We start from the raw sequence: 19,905 nt of genomic DNA, 5'->3' as shown, positions 1-19,905 counted from the left end.
AGCGCTTTTGCCTCGCAGCAGCAAGGTATCATGACACCCTGTACAGGGCCATTCGGGATGCAGACTTGCAGCCCGTTCGCCGTTCAAATCAATCCGTCAGCGTCAACCGTCCGTGCGTCTCAATTCCATCAAATTATCCGGGTTCAAGTCCTTCGCCGAGCCGACCAACTTCCTGCTGCCGGGGCAACTGGTGGGCGTGGTCGGGCCCAACGGCTGCGGCAAGTCCAACATCATGGACGCGGTGCGCTGGGTGCTGGGGGAAAGTCGGGCCTCCGAGCTGCGTGGCGAATCCATGCAGGACGTGATTTTCAACGGCACCAATCTGCGCAAGGCGGCCAGCCGCTCCAGCGTGGAGCTGGTGTTCGACAACGCCGACCACCGCGCCGGCGGCCAGTGGAGCCAGTTCACCGAGATCGCGGTCAAGCGCGTGCTGACGCGCGACGGCACCTCCAGCTACTACATCAACAACCAGCCGGTGCGCCGGCGCGACGTGCAGGACGTGTTCCTCGGCACCGGCCTGGGCCCGCGCGCCTACGCCATCATCGGCCAGGGCACGATCAGCCGCATCATCGAGTCCAAACCCGAAGAGCTGCGCCTGTTTCTGGAGGAAGCCGCAGGGGTTTCCAAGTACAAGGAGCGCCGTCGCGAAACCGAAAATCGTCTGTCGGACACGCGCGAGAACCTGACCCGCGTCGAAGACATCCTGCGCGAGCTCAATGCCAACCTGGAAAAGCTGGAGAAGCAGGCAGAGGTGGCGCAAAAGTACAACACGCTGCAGTCGGACGTGACCCTGAAGCAGCATCAGCAATGGTTCCTGAAACGCGCCGAGAGCGAAGCGGACCAGGCCCGGGTCCGGCTTGATGCCGAAAAGGCGGTCAACGACCTCGAATCGCGGCTGGCCGACCTGCGCCACATCGAAGCCGACCTGGAGACCATTCGCCAGGCGCATTACGCGGCCGGTGACCAGGTCAACCAGTCGCAGGGCCTGCTGTACGAGGCCAGCGCCGAGGTCGGGCGGCTGGAGGCCGAAATCCGCTTCGTGGTGGAGGGCCGCCAGCGCGTCGAGCAGCGCCTGGCAACCTTGAAAGAGCAAACCGCGCAGTGGGCCGCGCGCGGCGACGATGCACGCGCCGAGACCGAAACCCTGGCCGCGCAGGCACAGGATGCCGAAGAAAAGGCCGAGTTGCTGGCTGCGCAGGTCGAGGAGCAGGCCCAGGTCCTGCCCGATCTGGAAGACGCGCTGCGCCAGGCGCAAACCAAAGCCAACGAGCAGCGCAGCAGTGTGGGCCAGGTGCAGCAGCAAATCCAGGTGCTGGCGGCGGAGCAGCGCAGCATTGAAGAGCAGTCGCGCCAGCTGAATCAGCGCCGCGAGCGTCTGGCCGCCGACAAGAATGCGCTGGCGGCGCCCGACGAAGCGCGTCTGGTCAACCTGAACAGCCAGCTGGCCAACGCGCAGGAAGCGGCCAGCGTGGCCGACGCGCGCCTGCACGAGTTGCAGGAGTCGGTGCCGCAGCTCGATGACGACCGCCGCACCCGGCAGCAGGTGGTGAACAGCGAATCCGCCAAGCAGGCGGATCTGTCGGCCCGCCTGGAGGCGCTCAAGGCCCTACAGGAAAAGGTCAAGACCGACGGCAAGCTCAAGCCCTGGCTGGCCAAGCATGGGCTGGACGGCTTGCAGGGCCTGTGGAGCCGGATCCATATCGAGCAGGGCTGGGAGAACGCGCTGGAGGGTGCGCTGCGCGAGCGTCTGGGGGCGCTGGAGGTGAGCCGGCTCGACATGGTGCGCTCGTTCGGTGCCGACGCGCCGCCAGCCAAGCTGGCTTTCTACAGCCCGCCGCAGGCAGCCCTGCCCGAGAAGGCAGCGGCGCTGCCCCGGCTGGCCGACCTGCTGCGCCTGAACGATGCGGGCCAGAAGGCCTTGCTGACCGACTGGCTGCACGGCTGCTACACGGCGCCAAGCTTTGAAGACGCGCTCGCCAGCCGCGCCCAATTGCAGCCGGGCGAGGTGATTTACGTCAAGACCGGGCATGCGGTCAGCTTGCATAGCGTGAGCTTTTACGCGCAGGACTCCGAGCAGGCGGGCCTGCTGGCGCGCGCCCAGGAAATTGAAAACCTCGAGCGCCAGCTCAAGGCCCAGGTACTCATCAGCGAAGAGTCCCGCTCGGCCCTGGTGCGCGCCGAAGCCGCGTATTCCGATGCGTCGCAGCGGCTGATCGCAGCGCGGCGCGAGGCGGCCGAGAGCCAGAGCCGCGCGCATGAGCTGCAGGTGGAGACGCTGCGCCTGACGCAGCTGGCCGAGCAGACCCGCGCCCGCAGCGAGCAGATTGCCGCCGACCTGCACGAGGTCGATGCCCAGCTGGGCGACCTGCAGGAGCGCCGCGTGACCGCGGAAGGCCGCTTTGAAGAGCTCGACATGCAGCTGGCCGACACCCAGGAGCGCCATGCGCAGCTCGACGAGCGCGTGATCGAGGCCGAGCGCCAGCTGACGCAGTGCCGCGAGCAGCAGCGCAGCCTGGAGCGCCAGGCCCAGGAGGCCACGTTTGCCCAGCGCAGCCTGGAGTCGCGCAAGGCCGAACTGGCCCGCGCCATGGAAACGGCCGCCCAGCAGGCCCAGAGCATCGCGCAGGAGCAGCAGCAGGCCCTTGATGAGCTGACCCGCCTGACCGCCGCCGCGGCCCAGGCCGGCCTGCAGAGCGCGCTGGCGCTCAAGCTGGAGCGCGAAGCCGCACTGGGCGCCAAGCGCAGCGAATACGACGACCTGACCACCAAGCTGCGCGCCAGCGACGAGCGCCGTCTGCAGCTCGAGCGCGAACTCGACCCGCTGCGCCAGCGCATCACCGACTTCCAGCTCAAGGAGCAGGCCGCGCGCCTGGGGCTGGAGCAATACACCCAGCTGCTGGCCGATGCCCAGGCCGACCTGGACGCCGTGGCCCAATCCGTCGCGGATGGCAACGTGCGTTTGCCCGGCATGCAGGGCGAGATCGACCGCCTGCACCGCGACATCGCGGCGCTCGGGGCCGTGAACCTGGCCGCGCTCGAGGAACTGACCACCTCGCGCGAACGCAAGCAGTTCCTGGATGCCCAGACGGCCGACCTGGTGGAAGCCATGACCACACTGGAAGACGCCATCAAGAAGATCGACAGCGAAACCCGCGAACTGCTGGCCGGCACCTTCAACACCGTGAACGAGCATTTCGGCCGCATGTTCCCCGAGCTGTTCGGCGGCGGCAACGCCCGGCTGGTGATCACCGGCGAGGAAATCCTCGACTCGGGCGTGCAGGTGCTGGCCCAGCCGCCGGGCAAGAAGAACCAGACCATTCACCTGCTCTCGGGCGGCGAAAAGGCCCTGACCGCGATTGCGCTGGTGTTTGCGATCTTCCAGCTCAACCCGGCGCCGTTCTGCCTGCTCGACGAGGTCGATGCGCCGCTGGACGACGCCAACACCGAGCGTTATGCGAAACTGGTGCGCGCCATGAGCCGTGAAACCCAGTTCCTCTTCATCAGTCACAACAAGATCGCGATGGAAATGGCCGAGCAATTGATCGGCGTGACCATGCAGGAGCAGGGTGTCTCGCGCATCGTGGCGGTGGATATGGAATCCGCCGTCTCCATGGCCGAGGCGGCCTGACCCGCAGGAAACCGAAGATGAGCACGTTGCAAATCAGTCTGGCCATCGCAGGAGGCCTGGTCTTGGCCGGTGTGGTGGCGCACAGCACCTGGAGCTCGCGCAGAAACGCGCCCCGGCAGGCATTGCCCGAGGCCGGCGACGCTGCGGGCCATGCTGGTCGTGTCGCGCAGGCCGACGGCACCGAGCCGTCGCGCACCGAGCCCACCTTCGATGACGACCTGGCGGCGCCCCCGCTGCCGGTGCCCGAGAAGAAACCGGGCATGGATGCCCTGATTGACGTCATCGCACCGATTGCGCTGGACGCCCCCGTCTCGGGGGACGCCGCACTGGCCGCCATGCCGCCCACGCGGCGCGCCGGCAGCAAGCCGTTTGCGATCGAAGGCTTCAACGAGGCCGCCCAGCACTGGGAAACACCGGCGCCGGGCCAGCGCTACAGCGCCTTCCAGGCCGGTGTGCAACTGGCGAATCGCACCGGCGCCCTCAACGAGATCGAATACTCCGAGTTCGTGATGAAGGCGCAGGCCTTTGCCGACGCGGTCAATGGCGCGCCCGAGTTCCCTGAAATGCTCGATGAGGTGGCCCGTGCGCGCGAGCTCGACCAGTTCGCCAGCGATCACGACGCGCAGCTCGGTTTCTCGCTGCGCGCGCAGCGTGCCGCCTGGAGCCCCGGCTACGTGCAGCAGAACGCGGCGCGCCTGGGCTTTGTACCGGGCGTGATTCCGGGCCGCATGGTGCTGCCCGCGAGCACGGCCGGCCTGCCGCCCCTGCTCGGGCTGGCGTTCGATACCCAGGCCGCCATGGCCGACGACCCGGCGCAGTCGGCGCTGCGCGAAGTCACGCTCAGCCTGGATGTGCCGCAGGTGGATCGCGGCGAGCAGCCCTTCACGCGCATGCGCGAGGCGGCCGCGGCCCTGTGCGCGGCGATGGACGGCATTGTCACCGACGACAACGGCCAGCCGCTGGTGCCCGAGGCCATGGACGTGATCGGCACCGACCTGGAGCAGCTGTACGACACGCTGGACGCACGCGACCTGTCGGCCGGCTCCGCGCTGGCGCGCCGCCTGTTCTCCTGAGCCGGCGCCTGCCGCCGCGTTCCGCCATGGCACACACCGATTTGTTTGCGGCGCCCGAGCCGGACTCCGCCGCCGCGCGCATCGAGGCGCTGCGCCGCCAGCTGCACCACCACGCGCACCGCTACTACGTGCTCGACGAACCCGAAATCCCGGACGCCGAATACGACCGCCTGTTTCGCGAGCTGCAGGCGCTGGAGGCCGCTCGTCCCGAACTCTTGCGCCCCGATTCGCCGACCCAGCGCGTGGGGGGCAAGCCGCTCGACCAGTTCGCCAGCGTGCGCCACGCCGTGCCGATGCTGAGCCTGCGCACCGAGACCGACACCGAACCCACGGGCGCCATCAGCTTCGATGCGCGCGTGCGGCGCGAGCTGGGCCTGACGCTGGACGATCCCCCCGTTGAATACGTGGCCGAACTCAAGTTCGACGGCCTGGCGATGAACCTGCGCTACGAGGCCGGCATGCTCGTGCAGGCCGCCACGCGCGGCGACGGCGAAGTGGGCGAAGACGTGACGCAGAACATCCGCACCATCGGGCAAATTCCTTTACGGCTACCCAGTGGCGTGCCCTCCGTTCTCGAGGTGCGCGGCGAGATTTTCATGCGCCGCGACGACTTCGAAGCGCTCAATGCGAAGCAGCGCGACAAGGGCGAGAAGACCTTTGTCAACCCGCGCAACGCCGCCGCCGGCGCGGTGCGCCAGCTCGACCCCGCGATCGCGGCGCAGCGGCCGCTGAGCTTCTTTGCCTACGGCCTGGGCGAAGTCACGCCCCCCAACCAGGGCGGCCCCGAATTCCGGACCCACTACGAGCTGCTGCAAACCCTCAAATCATGGGGTTTTCCGGTCGCAGCCCAGGTGCAGATTGCACATGACGCTACTGAATTAGTAGCGTACCACCAGGCCATCGGCAGTCAGCGCGACCAACTGCCGTTCGACATCGACGGCGTGGTGTACAAGGTCAACAGCCTGGCGCTGCAACAGCGGCTCGGCTTTGTCACGCGCGAGCCGCGCTGGGCGGTGGCGCACAAATATCCGGCGCAGGAGCAGCTCACCACGGTGCTCGGCATCGAGGTGCAGGTCGGGCGCACCGGCAAGCTCACGCCCGTGGCCAGGCTGGCGCCCGTGTTCGTCGGCGGCGTGACCGTGACCAACGCGACCCTGCACAACGAGGACGAGGCGCGCCGCAAGGACGTGCGCATTGGCGACACCGTGATCGTGCGCCGCGCCGGCGACGTCATTCCCGAGGTCGTGAGCGTGCTGCCGGAGCGGCGCCCGCCCGGTGCGAAGGTCTTCACCATGCCGCGGCACTGCCCGGTCTGCGGCTCGGCGGCGGTGCGCGAGGAGGGCGAGGTGGACTACCGCTGCAGCGGCGGCCTGTTCTGCAGCGCGCAGCGCAAGCAGGCCATCCTGCACTTCGCGCAGCGCCGCGCGGTCGAAATCGAGGGCCTGGGGGACAAGCTGGTCGATCAACTGGTCGACAGCGGCGTCATCCGCACCTTGCCCGACCTGTACCGCCTGGGCCTGACGTCGCTCGTCGCTCTGGATCGAATGGCCGAGAAGTCCGCGCAGAATATCGTCGATGCGCTACAAAAATCGAAGCAGACCACGCTGCCGCGGTTTCTGTTCGGGCTTGGCATCCGGCATGTCGGCGAGGCCACGGCGAAAGCCTTGGCGCGCCATTTCGGCAAGCTCGATGCCGTCATGGACGCCACCGAGGAGCAGTTGTTGCAGGTGGGCGATGTCGGCCCGATCGTCGCCAGCAGCATCCGCACCTTTTTCGAGCAGCCGCACAACCGCGAGGTGGTCGAACAGTTGCGCGCCTGCGGCGTGACCTGGGAGGAGGGCGAGCCCGCTCCCGTGGCGCCGCAGCCATTCGCCGGAAAAACCTTTGTCATCACGGGGACCCTGCCCACGCTGACCCGCGACCAGGCCAAGGACCTGATCGAAGCCGCCGGCGGCAAGGTGGCGGGATCGGTCAGCAAGAAAACCAGCTACGTGGTGGCCGGGACCGAGGCCGGCAGCAAGCTGGCCAAGGCGCAGGAGCTCGAGGTCGCGGTGCTCGACGAGGCCGGTTTGCTGGCCTTGCTGAACGCCCCGGCCTGAAGCGGCCGTTGCATCCAACGTCGATGGCCATGCAGTCGACAGACATCGACATCGGGGAACGCGGCCGCGACAACGCCTGGACGGTGTTTCTCGTGTTCCTGCGCCTGGGGCTGACCTCGTTCGGCGGCCCGATCGCGCACCTGGGCTACTTCCGCGCCGAATTCGTCACGCGCCGGCGCTGGCTCAGCGAGCGCAGCTTCGTCGATCTGGTGGCGCTGTGCCAGTTTTTGCCCGGCCCGGCCAGCAGCCAGGTCGGCATCGCGATCGGGCTCTCGCGGGCTGGCTTGCCGGGAGCGCTGGCCGCGTGGACCGGCTTCACGCTGCCGTCGGCCATCGGACTCACGCTGTTCGCGCTCGGGCTGTCCGCCTGGGGCGACGCACTGCCAGCCGGCATCCTGCACGGCTTGAAGGTGGTCGCCGTCGCCGTCGTGGCCCAGGCCGTATGGGGCATGGCCCGCAAACTGTGCACCGATGCGGCACGCATCGGCATCGCCCTGGCGGCCGCCGGCATCGTGCTGCTGTGGCCGACGGCCGCGGGGCAGGTCGGCGTGATCGCCGCGGCCGCCGTGCTCGGCCTGCTGTGCTTCAAACCTGCCTTGGGCGGCACGCATGATGCGCTGCCGATCTCGGTCAGCCGCCGCACCGGCGCCGTGCTGCTGGGGCTGTTTTTCGCGCTGCTGGTGGGCTTGCCGATCGGGCTGGACGTCTGGCCGAACCAGGCGCTGGGCCTGATCAACGCCTTCTACCGCGCCGGCTCGCTGGTCTTTGGCGGCGGCCACGTCGTGCTGCCGCTGCTGCAGGCCGCGGTGGTGCCCAGCGGCTGGGTCACGAACGAAACCTTTCTCGCGGGCTATGGCGCGGCGCAGGCGGTGCCCGGCCCGCTGTTCACCTTTGCGGCGTTTCTGGGCGCCTCGATGCACAGTGCCCCGAATGGCTGGATCGGCGCCGCGCTGTGCCTGATCGCGATCTTCTTGCCCTCGTTCCTGCTGGTCATCGGCACCTTGCCGTTCTGGGAGCCCCTGCGCCACAGCGTTCGCACCCAGGCGGCGCTCGCCGGCGTCAACGCGGCGGTGGTCGGCCTGCTGCTGGCCGCGCTGTACCGCCCGGTCTGGACCAGTGCCATCGGGCGGCCGCAGGACTTCGCGCTGGCGCTGGTTGCCCTGGTGGCCCTGATGGCCTGGAAGCTGCCGCCGTGGCTGGTGGTGCTGGGCAGCGGCGCGGCGGGCGGGCTGCTGGCAGCTGTGATGCCCTGATGAGCCGGATTCGGCGTCCTCGAGCAGCGAGAACCGCACGGGCAGGATCTCCCGGGTCGACACCGCACCGCTGGCGTCCTTGTCGACCAGGATGAGCTGCTGCTCATCGGGCAGGCCGGCCGGTATCACCATCTTGCCGCCGGGTTTCAGCTGGTAGATGAGCGGCGCTGGAATCAGCTCGGGCGCCGCCGTGACCATCACCTTGTCGAACGGCGCGTGCTCCGGCCACCCGGCGCGGCCATTCCCGATTCTGATCTCGACGCTGGCATAACGCTGCCGGGCCAGTCGTTGCCGCGCCTGCGTAGCCAGCTCTTCAATGAGCTATTGGCAAAAATCGACTTTGCGGCGATTTCCGCAAGCATGGACTGGCGCAGGTCCTGGAAATCCGGTTCGGTCATGGTGGCCTCTGGAGAAGCGGCGCTGACGGGTTGATCCTGCGCTCGCCTGCGGCGTGAGAGCAAGGCCCTGTGAGCGCTGCGCGTTTGCCGTCGCGCAAATGCGGTATTGCGGACGGAGATTGCCGGGCTATAAACAAAATCGCGGCGTTATCCGTAGGGGTGATCCGTCCGGGCTGGACATCACCTCCATCGCACTGCGCGCCAACCCGAGTCTCATCAATCATTGACCTGATGTGGAGGTTGAAATGACACGTAAATACATTGACTGCCGGGAATATCCGAGCGAGATGAATTGCACGGTCGCGCTCTGTGCCGACACGGACAAGGAGTTGCTTGCCGCCGCCGTGCAGCATGCCGTGGCGGTGCATCAGCATCAGGACACACCGGAACTGCGCTCCCAGCTGCAGAAACTGTTCAAGGAAGGCAGCCCGCCGATCGAAGCTCCGCGCAAGTAGCGGACGGCGCAAATGGCTTCGCCAGAGGCTATTGGGCGTAGAAGCCCGAAGCGACCAGGCCCGGGGTTCCATCGATCTTGACCGCCTTCACGTAGGCCCATTTCTGCGATGGCTGGGTCTGCCCGGGTTTTGGAAACATGTAGTCAACCCATCCAGAGCCCCTGGTTTCGGCCGTCTGAATCATGGCATCATGAAATAACTTGCCGTTGGCATCTTTCTGCCCGGTGACCCGCGTTCCCTCGCGGGCCGGGAAAGCAGGATTCAACAGGACATTTGCCTGCAGATCGTAGACAAACAAATAGGTATCGCCGTGAAACCACTCCGAGTCCTTCACCCTGAACTCGGAAAATGCCGCCTTGCCTTTGCTGTCGATCAGTGCTGCGGCCTTGTTGACCAGCATTTCAACCTGCATGGCTCTGTCAGATGCCGGTGGGGACTGCTGCGCATTGGCGGGGTTGACCATCGCCGAGGCGGCCAACGCAGTGCAAACCAGGACTTGCTTAAGCATCGATTTCTCCTTGGCCGATGTGGAAAAAGCCCCGTAAGGCTCGACCTGTGGGGCGAACGCGCGAACTGGCGGCGCCATTGCGTTTTTTAGTCTTGCCGCGACACAAATTCAAGTGCGCGTGCCTTCGGGCCGATCCTGTTCCGCGCCGGCCGACGACCTGGCGCGCGGCTTCAACATCCCATGGTGGATCGCAAACGCTGCGGCTTCGGTCCGGTTCGCCGATCGGGTTTTGCTCAGGATGCTCCGAATGTGGTTGGCCACGGTGTTCGGGCTGACAAACAGCGCGCTGGCAATGTCCCGGTTGCCGCGCCCGGCCGCGACCAGCCGCAATACCTGCGCCTCGCGCTCGCTCAAGCCAGCGGGATAGTCCAGAGCGGCTGAATCGGGTGTCGATTCCCGCCGGCAGCTCTCGATTTGCGTGCGCAGCGATGCCATTCCCAGTGCGCTGGCTTCGACGAGCGCGGCCTCCAGCAGCGCCTGCGCTTGCTGCCGATCGCCCGGTCCATGCCGGGATATCAACATCACTGCGTACTGATGACGGGTTCGCGCCAATGCAGGACGCGCGCCCTGGCGCTCATTCATGGCCAGGGCGGTCTTGTAGTGGCGCTCGGCGTCCTCTTCGCGGCCCAGAGTGGTGCACAACATCCCAAGGAGCAGGTCGGCCGCGCCAAAGCAGGCGATCGAGGTTCCGGCCAGCAGGTTGCGTCCTTCATAGGGCGCCAGCCATCGATAAAGTGCCGCGGCGCTGTCCGTATCGTGCAGCGTGCAGCACACATGGGCGAGGTAGGCCAGACTCGCCAACCAGACACCATCGTGCGCCAGCCCGGCAAAGCCATCTGCTGCCAGCTCATTGAACTCGCCTCGTGCGGCGTCCAGCTGGCCCAGCTCGGCGTAGATCAGCGCAAGCCCGGGCCGCCAGACGTTGGCTTGCCCGGTCGCCGTGACAAGGTGCTGCAACAGCGGCGCCACCTCGGGCAGGCGGCCCTGTTCGCGGCGCAGCGTGAACATCTGCACACCGTACACGCCTGCCGCGTCCAGACCGGGCATGCGGTCGCCAATCTGCAGGGTGCGCTGCGCGAGCGCCTCGACCTGCGCGAAGCGCCCCTCGAACAGCGCATGCATGGTGCGCGAGCAGGCCCCCACATACTGCAGGAAGGGCTGGCGCAATTCATCCGCATCACGCTCGTAGGCCGCCAGGCCGGCTCGCCAGCTCTCCATGTCGCCCAGCTCGAAATGATCGAACATGCGCCACGCGGCGGCCTGTGACATCAGCAGCCGGTCGCCCGCTTGCGTGGCCAGGCGCAATGCCTCCTCGGCGTTGTCCATCCTCTGTGAGGTCCGTTCGTGCTGCCACCGCGCCGACAGCGTTGCAATCAGTGTCGTGGCCAGGGTTGACGGATCGTTCGTGCGCCTGGCCATCGCCAGCGCCTGTTCGAGTACCTTCATCGCCTGGGCTTCCTCACCGCTGAAGATCAGGGCCCGTGAGAGCGCGCTCAACAACTGAACCATCAGGGACAGCTCCCCGCTATCCAGCGTGACGAGCGCCTCGCGCAGCAGGCGGGCGGCGGCAACGCCCGGCAGGCCGGGTGCCCAGCTCGCAGCCTCGAATCCGAGCGAGGCGCGTGCCAGCTCGTGGCTGTTGCCCGCGTCCCTCGCCAGATGTGCCGCCTGCTCGAATACCTCGCGCGCCTGCAGGTATTCGCCGCCTCTGGCATGAGCTTCACCCAGCGCGTTGAGTACCCGGCAGCGCGACACGGCGTCGACGCCCGTGTCTGCATCCATGCCCTGCAGCGCCAGGCCGTAGTAGCGCACCGCCTCTTCATGCGCCATCAGCCTGTCGGCCTGCTCGGCCGCTCGCAGCGCGTACGCGACCGCCAGCGCGGGATCGCCGCCGGGCAGGGCCGCCCAGTAGTGATGCGCCAGGGCCGGCAACTGGCGCCCGGGATCGTTGCGATGCGCGGCCTCCAGGGCACGGCCCACCTTCAGGTGCAAACGCCCGCGCTTCGGGAGCGCGATCTCGTCATAGAGGATTTCCCTGAAAAGGGCATGCCCGAAGTGATAGCGGCCAGGCGTCGTCGGCAGCGCCTCGATCACATTCGCCCGTAACGCTTCCTCCAGCGCGCCGGTCAACGCGTCCTCGTCCAGCTCGTCCACCAGACGCGCGAGCAAAGCAGTATCGAACGAGCGTCCAATCACGGCGGCGCAGGTGAGCACCTGATTGGCTTGCACCGAGAGCCGGTTCAGGCGTTGTCCGATGACCTCCTTGATGCCTTCGGGGATGCGCAGCAGCCGGCCCGCATGCGAAGCGGTTGAACTGCCACATGCCGCGCCTTCGAATGCCTGTTCCTGCACGAGCAGTCGTGTCATTTCGCTCACGAACAGCGGATTGCCCTCGGTCTGGCCGTGCACCCTGTCGAGCAGCGTCGGCGGGACCGCGGCACCAACCGCGAGCTTCATCATGAGGGCTGTCTCGTCCCGGCTCAGGCCGGACAGGCGCAGGCGCGTAAAGTGCCGGTGCCGGGCCAGCTCGCCAAGCGTGCCGGACAGCGGGTGCTGGCGCGACAGCTCCATGTCGCGGTAGGTCACCAGGACCAGCATGTGGCAGGCGCCCAGATCCGGCGCGAGAAACTCGAGCAGGCGCAGTGACGATGCGTCCGCCCAATGGAGATTGTCCAGAATCAGCAGCAGCGGCTGCTCCTGGGCCGCCCGCCTCCAGAACTCCGTGATCGCATGGAACAGCCTGAAGCGTGTCTGCAATGGGTCGGTCGTGGGCAGGAGCGGCGGGAGGTCCGGAAAGCGCTGCGCGACGTCGGGGAGGATTTCTGCCAGCGCCGGCGCAGCGCGCGCCAGCGTACGGCGCACCACCATATCGTCGTGCGAATCGAGCCAGCCCTGTATGACTTCCAGCCAGGGCCAGTACGAAGGCGCTCCCGGCTCCTCGCTGCAGCGCCCCCAGAGAACCTGCATGCCGCGCACCGCGGCGCGCCGGGCCAGCATCTGCGCCGTATGGGTCTTGCCGATTCCTGGATCCCCGGCCAATGCCGCCGCGCCGCCCGAGCCGGCCAGCGCGCGCGTCAGCAGGGCGTCCAGGGCAGCCAGCTCGCGCTCGCGCCCGACAAACAATTCGGACGCAGGTTGAAGGGCCGCCTCTGCGCTGGACGTGGTGCCAATGTCCGCGCACAGCGCCGCGCCGCAGCCATCGCAGAAGAGTGCGGCAGGCCGATTTTCCCGGCCGCAGAGAGCGCATTGCATTGGCATCGTCAGACCTGATCGCGGCGGTGAAGCCTGAAATGGATGAGCGCCGGGCTGGGCGCCCCGCCGGGCCGTCAGGCGAACGACTCCGGACGGATCCGGCTGACCTCGACCACGACGTCGGCAGGCAGGTGGGCCAGTCGCGCCGCTTCGCGAATGGCGTCAGCGCTGGGCGCCTCGTACAGGCAGTAGGTCTTCTTGCGATCAGCCGACAGGAACGAGATCAGCCAGTTGACGCCGACATCGGTGTTGATCTGCTTGACGGCCGCGACACCTGCATCATCAAGTTGCAGTGCGTCGGCGAATTGGCGCTCGATCAGGAACAGTGGCATGGCTTGCACCTCCTGGATGGCCGCCGCCGGCCGTCCACCAGACATTCTGCGACGAACCGCAATCCCGGTCAACGCATCGCGCCAGCGGTCCCGGGATAGTCAATTTTGACCATTGGCCAAGGCATCGGGTGCCTTGAAAAAATGATCAATCCGGCGGATTGTGCGCACGCCCTGCATCTCCTAGAGTGAACTCACGTCGGCGCCCCGGACCGACCGGAACTTTCGATTCCCACCCACCAGGAGTTGCCATGTTCAACGATACCCAATTGCAAGCTTACAAGGCGCAACTGCGCGGCGCTCTCATCGAACCCGGCGACGCCGCCTACGATTCGTCGCGCAAGGTCTACAACGCCATGATCGACAAGCGGCCGCGGCTGATCGCCCGCTGCGCCGATGTGGCCGACGTGATCGCCACGGTCAACTTCGCGCGCGAGCACGCGCTGCTGCTCGCGGTGCGCGGCGGCGCCCATAATGGCGCCGGCCTGGGCGTGTGCGACGACGGCCTGGTGCTCGACCTGTCGGCGCTGCACGGCATTCGCGTCGATCCCAGGGCGCACACGATGCGTGTCGAGGGGGGCTGCACCTGGGGCGATGTCGATCACGCCACCCACGCCTTCGGACTGGCGACGCCGGCCGGCATCATCTCGACCACCGGTGTCGGTGGGCTGACCCTGGGCGGCGGCATCGGGCACCTGTCGCGCCGCTTCGGCCTGACCATCGACAACCTGCTCTCGGTCGATATGGTGCTGGCCAACGGGCAACTCGTGACGGCCGGCAGCAAGGAGAACGAGGAGCTGTTCTGGGCGGTGCGCGGCGGCGGCGGCAACTTCGGCGTCGTGACCTCGTTCGAGTTCAAGCTGCATGCGGTCGACAACGTGGTCGCGGGTCCCACCCTCTGGCCCCTGGAGCGTGCGGCCGAGGTCATGCGCTGGTACCGCGATTTCATCGTCGGTGCGCCGCCGGAACTCAATGGCTTCTTCCTGTTCCTGACCGTGCCGCCCGCGCCGCCGTTCCCCGAGGCGCTGCACCTGAAGAAGATGTGCGGCGTGGTGTGGTGCTACACGGGCGACCCGGCCCGGGCGGAGCAGGTGTTCGAACCCGTGCGTGCCATGAGCCCTGCGCTCTACGGCATTCACGCCTTGCCCTACCCGATGCTGCAGCGTGCCTTTGACGGCCTGTATCCGCCCGGCCATCAATGGTACTGGCGCGCCGACTTCGTCGACGAGCTGCCGGACGCCGCGATTGCCCTGCACGTCGAACACGGTCCGCGCGCGCCGACGATGCAGTCCTCGATGCATCTTTATCCGATCGATGGCGCCGTACACCGGGTGGGCCGCAACGACACGGCGTTCTGCTACCGCAGCTCGAAATGGGCCATGGTGATCGTGGGCGTGGACCCCGATCCGGCGAACCGCGAGAGCATCACCCGCTGGTGCAAGGACTACTGGGATGCGCTGCACCCCTATTCGGCGGGCGGCGCCTACGTGAACTTCATGATGGACGAGGGCCAGGAGCGCGTGCAGGCGACCTACCGGGAGCATTACCCGAAGCTCGCCGCGGTCAAGCAGAAGTTCGACCCCGGCAACCTGTTCCGTGTGAACCAGAACATCAAGCCGGCAGGCTGACCGCGCGTTTTCACGGAATCCGCCGCGGCAGCGGCGTTCAGGTCGCCACCAGGCGCACCACACCTGCTGCGGCCTGCACGTCCTTGTCTCGACGGCCCACGTACGTCAGGAAAGCGCCCTGACGCGACTAGCAGCGTCAGGAATCGGGGTGGGTTCAGCCATTGACCGCCATGGCGCCGCAGCGTAGATTGATGCGCATTCATACCTCTTCTTTGGGAGACGCATCATGTTCCAGCCCACCCTGATGGCCGGCCAGCGCATCCTCGTCACCGGCGGCGGCACCGGGCTGGGGCGCGCGATGGCCGGGAAGTTCCTGTCGCTGGGCGCCGACGTGGCGATCTGCGGCCGGCGCAAGCAGGTCTGTTACGAGACCGCCGCGGTATGGCGTGACCAGTTTCCCAAACGCCGCATCGACACCTTCGGCGTCGACATCCGCAATGCGCAGGACGTCGAAACGATGGTCGCGGCGCTGTGGGACAGCGGCGGGCTGACGGGCCTGGTGAACAACGCCGCCGGCAACTTCATTGCGCCGACCGAGAGCCTGTCGCCACGCGCATTCGACGCCATTGCGAACATCGTTTTTCATGGCAGCTTTTACGTCACGCAGGCAGTCGGCAAGCGCTGGATCGCCGAGGCCAGGGCCGGCGCCTGGCAGCCGGGCCGGCCCTACCGCAGCGTGATGAGCATCGTCGTCACCTGGGTCGACAACGGCTCGCCCTATGTGGTGCCGTCGGCGATGAGCAAGGCCGGGATCGAGGTGATGACCAAGTCGCTCGCGGTCGAGTGGGCGCGCTACGGCATCCGCCTGAACGCCGTGGCGCCCGGCGAGATTCCGACCGAGGGCATGAGCAAACGGCTCAGCCCGGGCGAGGAGCCCGGTGCGCGCAGCAAGCAGCGCAACCCGATGGCGCGCGCCGGCGATATGAGCGAGCTGCAGAACCTGGCGGCGTTTTTGCTGGCGCCCGGCCAGTGCGACTGGCTCACCGGGCAGACGATCACGATGGACGGCGGCAACGCGCTCGCCACCGGCGGCAACTTCTACGAGCTGCGCGAGTGGAGCGACGCACAGTGGCAGGCCGCGCGCGAGCGCATCGAGGCGCAGAACCGCAAGGACAAGGAATAGCGCAGCACAATACACACCATGACCATTCGCGAAATCCTCAAAATGGGCGACCCGCGCCTGCTGCGCATTGCCCAGCCCGTGACCGAGTTCGACACCGACGCGCTGCATTTGCTGGTGTCCGACATGTTCGACACCATGCACGCCGTCGACGGCGCGGGACTGGCCGCGCCGCAGATCGCGGTGAATTTGCAACTGGTGATCTTTGGTACCGACGAGGTCAACCCGCGCTACCCCGATGCGCCGCTGGTGCCGCGCACGGTGTTGCTGAATCCGGTCATCACGCCGCTCGGGCCGGAGGAAGAGGACGGCTGGGAAGGCTGCCTGTCGGTGCCCGGCCTGCGCGGCGTGGTGCCGCGTTTCTCGCGCATCCGCTACACCGGGTTCGACCAATATGGCGACGCTATTGATCGCACGGCAGAGGGCTTTCACGCGCGCGTGGTGCAGCACGAATGCGACCACCTGATCGGCAAGCTGTACCCGATGCGGGTGCGCGACTTCACGAAGTTCGGCTTCACCGAGGTGCTGTTTCCGGGGCTGGATGCCGGGCAGGATGACTAACCCCCGCTTCAGGCGTTCAGGGTTTCCAGCAATTCGGTCTCAATCTCGATCTGCGCGCGGTTGTGCTGCAGCTCCGGCCCGTCGATCAGGAAGGTGTCTTCGACCCGCTCGCCCAGGGTGGTGACCTTGGCCAGTTGCAGATTCAGCTTGTGGCGCGCCAGCACGCGCGCCACCGAATAAAGCAGGCCGACGCGGTCGCTGGCCGAGATGCTGAGCAGCCAGCGCTGCGCCTTCTCGTCCGGGGCCAGCTCGACGCGCGGTGTCACGGGAAAGCTCCTGACACGGCGCGACACGCGGCCGCGGCTCGGGGCGGGCAGCTCACCGGGCTGCTCGATGGCATGCGCCACGCCGGCTTCCACCATGCTGACGAGTTCGCGGTAATGCTCCGGCAGAAACGAGGTGACCACCTGGAAGGTGTCGAGCGCGAAGCCGTTGCTCGTGGTGTGCACCTTGGCGTCCAGAATGCTGAGGCTGGCCTGGTCGAAATAACCGCAGATGCGCGCGAACAGGTCGGGCTTGTCCGGCGTGTACACCAGCACCTGCAGGCCTTCGCCGACCGGCGACAGGCGCGCGCGCACGATGGCCTTGGGCATGGCGGGTGCGGCAGCGCCGGCTTGCCGCGCCACGTGGCGCGACAGCTGGCGCGCGTGCCAGGCAATGTCGGCGGCGTCGTGGCGCATGAAGTAGCCCACGTCGAGCGTGTCCCACAGCGCCTTGTAGGCCTCGAAGGGTTCGGCGTGCAGGGCCAGCAACACCAGCGCCTCGCGCTTGCGCGCCTCGATGTCGGCACCGGGGTCGGGTGCACGGCCGCCCAGCACGCGCAGCGCGAGCCGGTACAGGTCTTCCAGCAGCTTGCCTTTCCAGGCGTTCCAGACCTTGGGGCTGGTGCCGCGGATGTCGGCCACGGTGAGCAGGTACAGCGCGGTCAGGTAGCGCTCGTTGCCGACGCGTTTGGCAAAGGCCGCAATCACGTCGGGGTCGCCCAGGTCCTGCTTCTGCGCGATCCGGCTCATGCTGAGGTGTTCCCTGACCAGGAATTCGATCAGCCTGGCGTCTTCGCGGGCGATGTCGTGCTGGCGGCAAAAACGCCGCACTTCGCTGGCGCCCAGCTCGGAATGGTCGCCACCGCGGCCCTTGGCAATATCGTGGAACAGCGCGGCGGTGTACAGAATCCAGGGCTTGTCCCAGCCCGCGGCGAGCTGCGAGCAGAACGGGTATTCGTGGGCATGCTCGGCGATGAAGAAACGGCGCACGTTGCGCAGCACCATCAGGATGTGCTGGTCCACCGTGTACACATGGAACAGGTCGTGCTGCATCTGGCCGACGATGCGGCGAAACACCCACAGGTAGCGCCCCAGCACCGAGGTCTGGTTCATCAGCCGCATGGCGTGCGTGATGCCTTCGGGCTGCTGCAGGATGCGCTTGAAGGTTTCGCGATTCACCGGGTCACGCCGAAACTGGCCATCCATCACGCCGCGCACGTTGTACAGCGCGCGCAGGGTACGGGCCGACAGACCCTTGACGCCGACCGTGGTTTCGTACAGCAGGAAGGTTTCGAGAATCGCGTGCGGCTGCTTCTCGTACAGATCGTCGCTGGCCACCTCGATCATGCCGGCCTTCTCGAAGAAGCGCTCGTTGATCGGATGCAGTTCGTGCGCGGACGGGCTCAAACGCTCCTCGATGTTCAGCAGCAGGATCTGGTTGAGCTGGGTCACAGCCTTGGCCGCCCAGTAGTAGCGGCGCATCAGCGATTCGCTGGAACGAACAACCGGCCGTTTCGCCGACGGGCCGCCCCTAGGCGAAACAGCCCCCTCGGGGGGCAGCGAGGACACGTCAGTGCCGAGCGTGGGGGTTCCATACCCGAAGGACTCGGCCACCGCGGTTTGCAGATCGAACACCAGGCGGTCTTCGCGCCGATGCGCCAGCAGGTGCAGCCGCGCGCGGATCAGGCACAAGAGCGCCTCGTTGCGCTTGATCTGCCGGGCCTCGAACGCCGTCGCCAGGCCACCTCTTGCCAGTTCGTCCCAGCTCTTGCCCAGGCCGGCCGCCCTGGCCACCCACAGGATCACCTGCAGGTCGCGCAGGCCGCCGGGCGACTCCTTGCAGTTGGGCTCCAGCGCGTAGGGCGTGTTCTCGAACTTGGTGTGGCGCTGGCGCAGCTCCAGCGTCTTGGCCACGAAGAACGCCGCGGGATCCATCGCGGCGTCAAAGCGCCGGCCAAATTCCGCAAACAGGGTTTTGCTGCCGGTGACCAGGCGCGACTCCAGCAGCGAGGTCTGCACCGTCACGTCCTTGGCGGCTTCGGCCACGCAGTCCGACACCGTGCGCACGCTCGAGCCGATCTCCAGCCCGGTGTCCCAGCAACTGCCGATGAAGGCCTCGATCTGCCGCTTGAGCGGTGCGTTGTCGTCGGGATTCAGGTCATCGGGCAGCAGCAGCACCACGTCCACATCCGAGTACGGAAACAGCTCGCCGCGCCCGTAGCCACCGACCGCGACCAACGCCAGCTGGTCGGAGAACGCCGCCATCTGCCACAGGGCCTGGAGCAGGGCGTCGGCCTGGCGGGCCAGCTTGTGCAGCACGCTGTGAATGCCGCGCGTGGATGCGCCGCTGGTGCGCACCGACTGGAACAGCGCGGCTTTCTGGAGACGGTAGTCGTCTCGAAGGGTTTGCAGGTCAGGCATTCGCCTGTGCGTTGACCTGTGCGTTGACAAAAGGCGGCGGCGGCGGGCTGCCCGCGGAGAGCGTGAGCACCTCGTAGCCGGTCTCGGTGACCAGAATGGTGTGCTCCCACTGGGCCGACAGCGAATGGTCCTTGGTCACAATGCTCCAGCCGTCTTTTTCCGGGCCTTCCTTGATTTCCTTTTTGCCCGCATTGATCATCGGCTCGATGGTGAAGGTCATGCCGGTTTTCAGCATCTCCATGGTGCCGGGCTTGCCATAATGCAGCACCTGCGGCTCTTCATGGAACACCCGGCCAATGCCGTGGCCGCAAAATTCGCGCACCACGGAAAAGCCGTTGCTCTCGGCAAAGCGCTGGATGACGTGGCCAATATCGCCCAGATGGATGCCGGGCCTGACCATTTCGATGCCATGCCACATCGCCTCGTACGTCAGCGCCGACAGCCGCCTGGCCAGGATGGAGCCTTCGCCCACGATGAACATGCGGCTGGTGTCGCCGTGCCAGCCGTTTTTGATCACGGTCACGTCGATGTTGACGCTGTCGCCCTTTTTCAACGGCTTGTCGTTGGGGATGCCGTGGCACACCTGATGGTTGACCGAGGTGCAGATTGACTTGGGGTAGGGGATGTTGCCGCCGCCGGTGTAGTTCAGCGGTGCCGGAATCGCCTCCTGCACCTGGGTGATGTAGTCGTACGCCAGCTTGTCCAGCTCATTCGTGGTGACACCGACTTTCACGTGCGGCGTCAGGTAGTCCAGCAACTCGGAGGCCAGTCTTCCGGCAACGCGCATGCCGCGGATGCCTTCTTCATCTTTGTAGGTAATGCTCATGGCCGCAATTATCCCACTGGGTGACTTTGCCCGCAGGTAGCCGGTGCGTCAGTTCGACGAGCGCGTAAATGATTCGTGATGACGACGAGTC

The 19,905-nt window shown here is 66.8% G+C and carries 14 protein-coding genes and 1 pseudogene; 9 read left to right on the top strand and 6 right to left on the bottom strand.

Annotated features, from left to right (window positions below):
- Positions 1–112 precede the first annotated feature (112 nt).
- From smc to chrA, 4 genes are read left to right on the top strand one after another with little or no spacing between them, the layout of a single operon-like run.
- Positions 113–3,628 (top strand): chromosome segregation protein SMC, encoded by a 3,516-nt coding sequence (gene smc, locus B0E49_RS05715; RefSeq protein WP_077561076.1) that lies wholly within the window; start codon positions 113–115, stop codon positions 3,626–3,628.
- A 17-nt stretch (positions 3,629–3,645) separates the two neighbouring features.
- A complete protein-coding gene (locus tag B0E49_RS05710; protein WP_077561074.1) occupies positions 3,646–4,701 on the top strand; it encodes a cell division protein ZipA C-terminal FtsZ-binding domain-containing protein in 1,056 nt (351 codons plus the stop codon).
- A 26-nt stretch (positions 4,702–4,727) separates the two neighbouring features.
- Positions 4,728–6,800 (top strand): NAD-dependent DNA ligase LigA, encoded by a 2,073-nt coding sequence (ligA, locus tag B0E49_RS05705; RefSeq protein WP_077561072.1) that lies wholly within the window; start codon positions 4,728–4,730, stop codon positions 6,798–6,800.
- Positions 6,801–6,829: 29 nt separating this feature from the next.
- Entirely contained in the window at positions 6,830–8,053 is a 1,224-nt protein-coding gene (chrA, locus tag B0E49_RS05700; RefSeq protein WP_077561286.1) for a chromate efflux transporter, read from the top strand.
- Positions 8,054–8,128: 75 nt separating this feature from the next.
- Here chrA and B0E49_RS20850 read toward each other — a convergent pair.
- Positions 8,129–8,338: pseudogene (locus B0E49_RS20850) on the bottom strand (protein-L-isoaspartate O-methyltransferase family protein); the annotation flags it as partial.
- Here B0E49_RS20850 and B0E49_RS20845 point away from each other — a divergent pair.
- Positions 8,270–8,485 (top strand): hypothetical protein, encoded by a 216-nt coding sequence (locus B0E49_RS20845; protein ID WP_286137823.1) that lies wholly within the window; start codon positions 8,270–8,272, stop codon positions 8,483–8,485. The pseudogene B0E49_RS20850 and the gene B0E49_RS20845 sit on opposite strands and share 69 nt — an antisense overlap.
- Positions 8,486–8,696: 211 nt before the next feature.
- A complete protein-coding gene (locus B0E49_RS05690) occupies positions 8,697–8,906 on the top strand; it encodes a DUF1059 domain-containing protein (protein WP_077561070.1) in 210 nt (69 codons plus the stop codon).
- A 28-nt stretch (positions 8,907–8,934) separates the two neighbouring features.
- Here the strand turns inward: B0E49_RS05690 and B0E49_RS05685 are convergent, their stop codons facing one another.
- The 3 genes from B0E49_RS05685 to B0E49_RS05675 all read right to left on the bottom strand — a co-directional run bounded on the left by B0E49_RS05685 (position 8,935) and on the right by B0E49_RS05675 (position 12,998).
- Positions 8,935–9,414, bottom strand: coding sequence for a cache domain-containing protein (locus B0E49_RS05685; protein WP_174571070.1), 480 nt, complete (start codon positions 9,412–9,414; stop codon positions 8,935–8,937).
- Positions 9,415–9,522: 108 nt separating this feature from the next.
- The gene (locus tag B0E49_RS05680) at positions 9,523–12,666 is read right to left on the bottom strand and encodes an AAA family ATPase (protein ID WP_168175010.1); all 3,144 of its coding nucleotides are present in this window, start codon (positions 12,664–12,666) and stop codon (positions 9,523–9,525) included.
- A gap of 74 nt (positions 12,667–12,740) precedes the next feature.
- Positions 12,741–12,998, bottom strand: coding sequence for a DUF4242 domain-containing protein (locus tag B0E49_RS05675; RefSeq protein ID WP_077561064.1), 258 nt, complete (start codon positions 12,996–12,998; stop codon positions 12,741–12,743).
- 248 nt (positions 12,999–13,246) lie between these two features.
- Here B0E49_RS05675 and B0E49_RS05670 point away from each other — a divergent pair, with 248 nt between their 5' ends.
- The 3 genes from B0E49_RS05670 to def all read left to right on the top strand — a co-directional run bounded on the left by B0E49_RS05670 (position 13,247) and on the right by def (position 16,304).
- Complete coding sequence (locus B0E49_RS05670; protein ID WP_077561062.1) at positions 13,247–14,623, top strand: FAD-binding oxidoreductase; 1,377 nt, start codon at positions 13,247–13,249, stop codon at positions 14,621–14,623.
- Positions 14,624–14,849: 226 nt separating this feature from the next.
- Positions 14,850–15,746, top strand: a complete 897-nt coding sequence (locus tag B0E49_RS05665) for an SDR family oxidoreductase (protein WP_077561060.1) — start codon at positions 14,850–14,852, stop codon at positions 15,744–15,746.
- 18 nt (positions 15,747–15,764) lie between these two features.
- On the top strand, positions 15,765–16,304 hold the full coding sequence (def, locus tag B0E49_RS05660) for a peptide deformylase (protein WP_077561058.1): 540 nt from the start codon (positions 15,765–15,767) through the stop codon (positions 16,302–16,304).
- An 8-nt stretch (positions 16,305–16,312) separates the two neighbouring features.
- Here def and B0E49_RS05655 read toward each other — a convergent pair whose 3' ends face one another.
- Both B0E49_RS05655 and map read right to left on the bottom strand, forming a co-directional pair.
- Complete coding sequence (locus B0E49_RS05655; RefSeq protein ID WP_077561057.1) at positions 16,313–18,988, bottom strand: [protein-PII] uridylyltransferase; 2,676 nt, start codon at positions 18,986–18,988, stop codon at positions 16,313–16,315.
- The gene (gene map / locus B0E49_RS05650; RefSeq protein WP_077561055.1) at positions 18,981–19,814 is read right to left on the bottom strand and encodes a type I methionyl aminopeptidase; all 834 of its coding nucleotides are present in this window, start codon (positions 19,812–19,814) and stop codon (positions 18,981–18,983) included. The genes B0E49_RS05655 and map overlap by 8 nt, the downstream gene beginning before the upstream one ends.
- Positions 19,815–19,905: the final 91 nt, after the last annotated feature.

This window comes from Polaromonas sp. C04 (assembly GCF_002002705.1).
Taxonomy (GTDB): domain Bacteria; phylum Pseudomonadota; class Gammaproteobacteria; order Burkholderiales; family Burkholderiaceae_C; genus Rhodoferax_A.
Note: the sequence above shows the minus strand (reverse complement) of the source record. Positions and strands in the feature narration are given on the sequence as shown.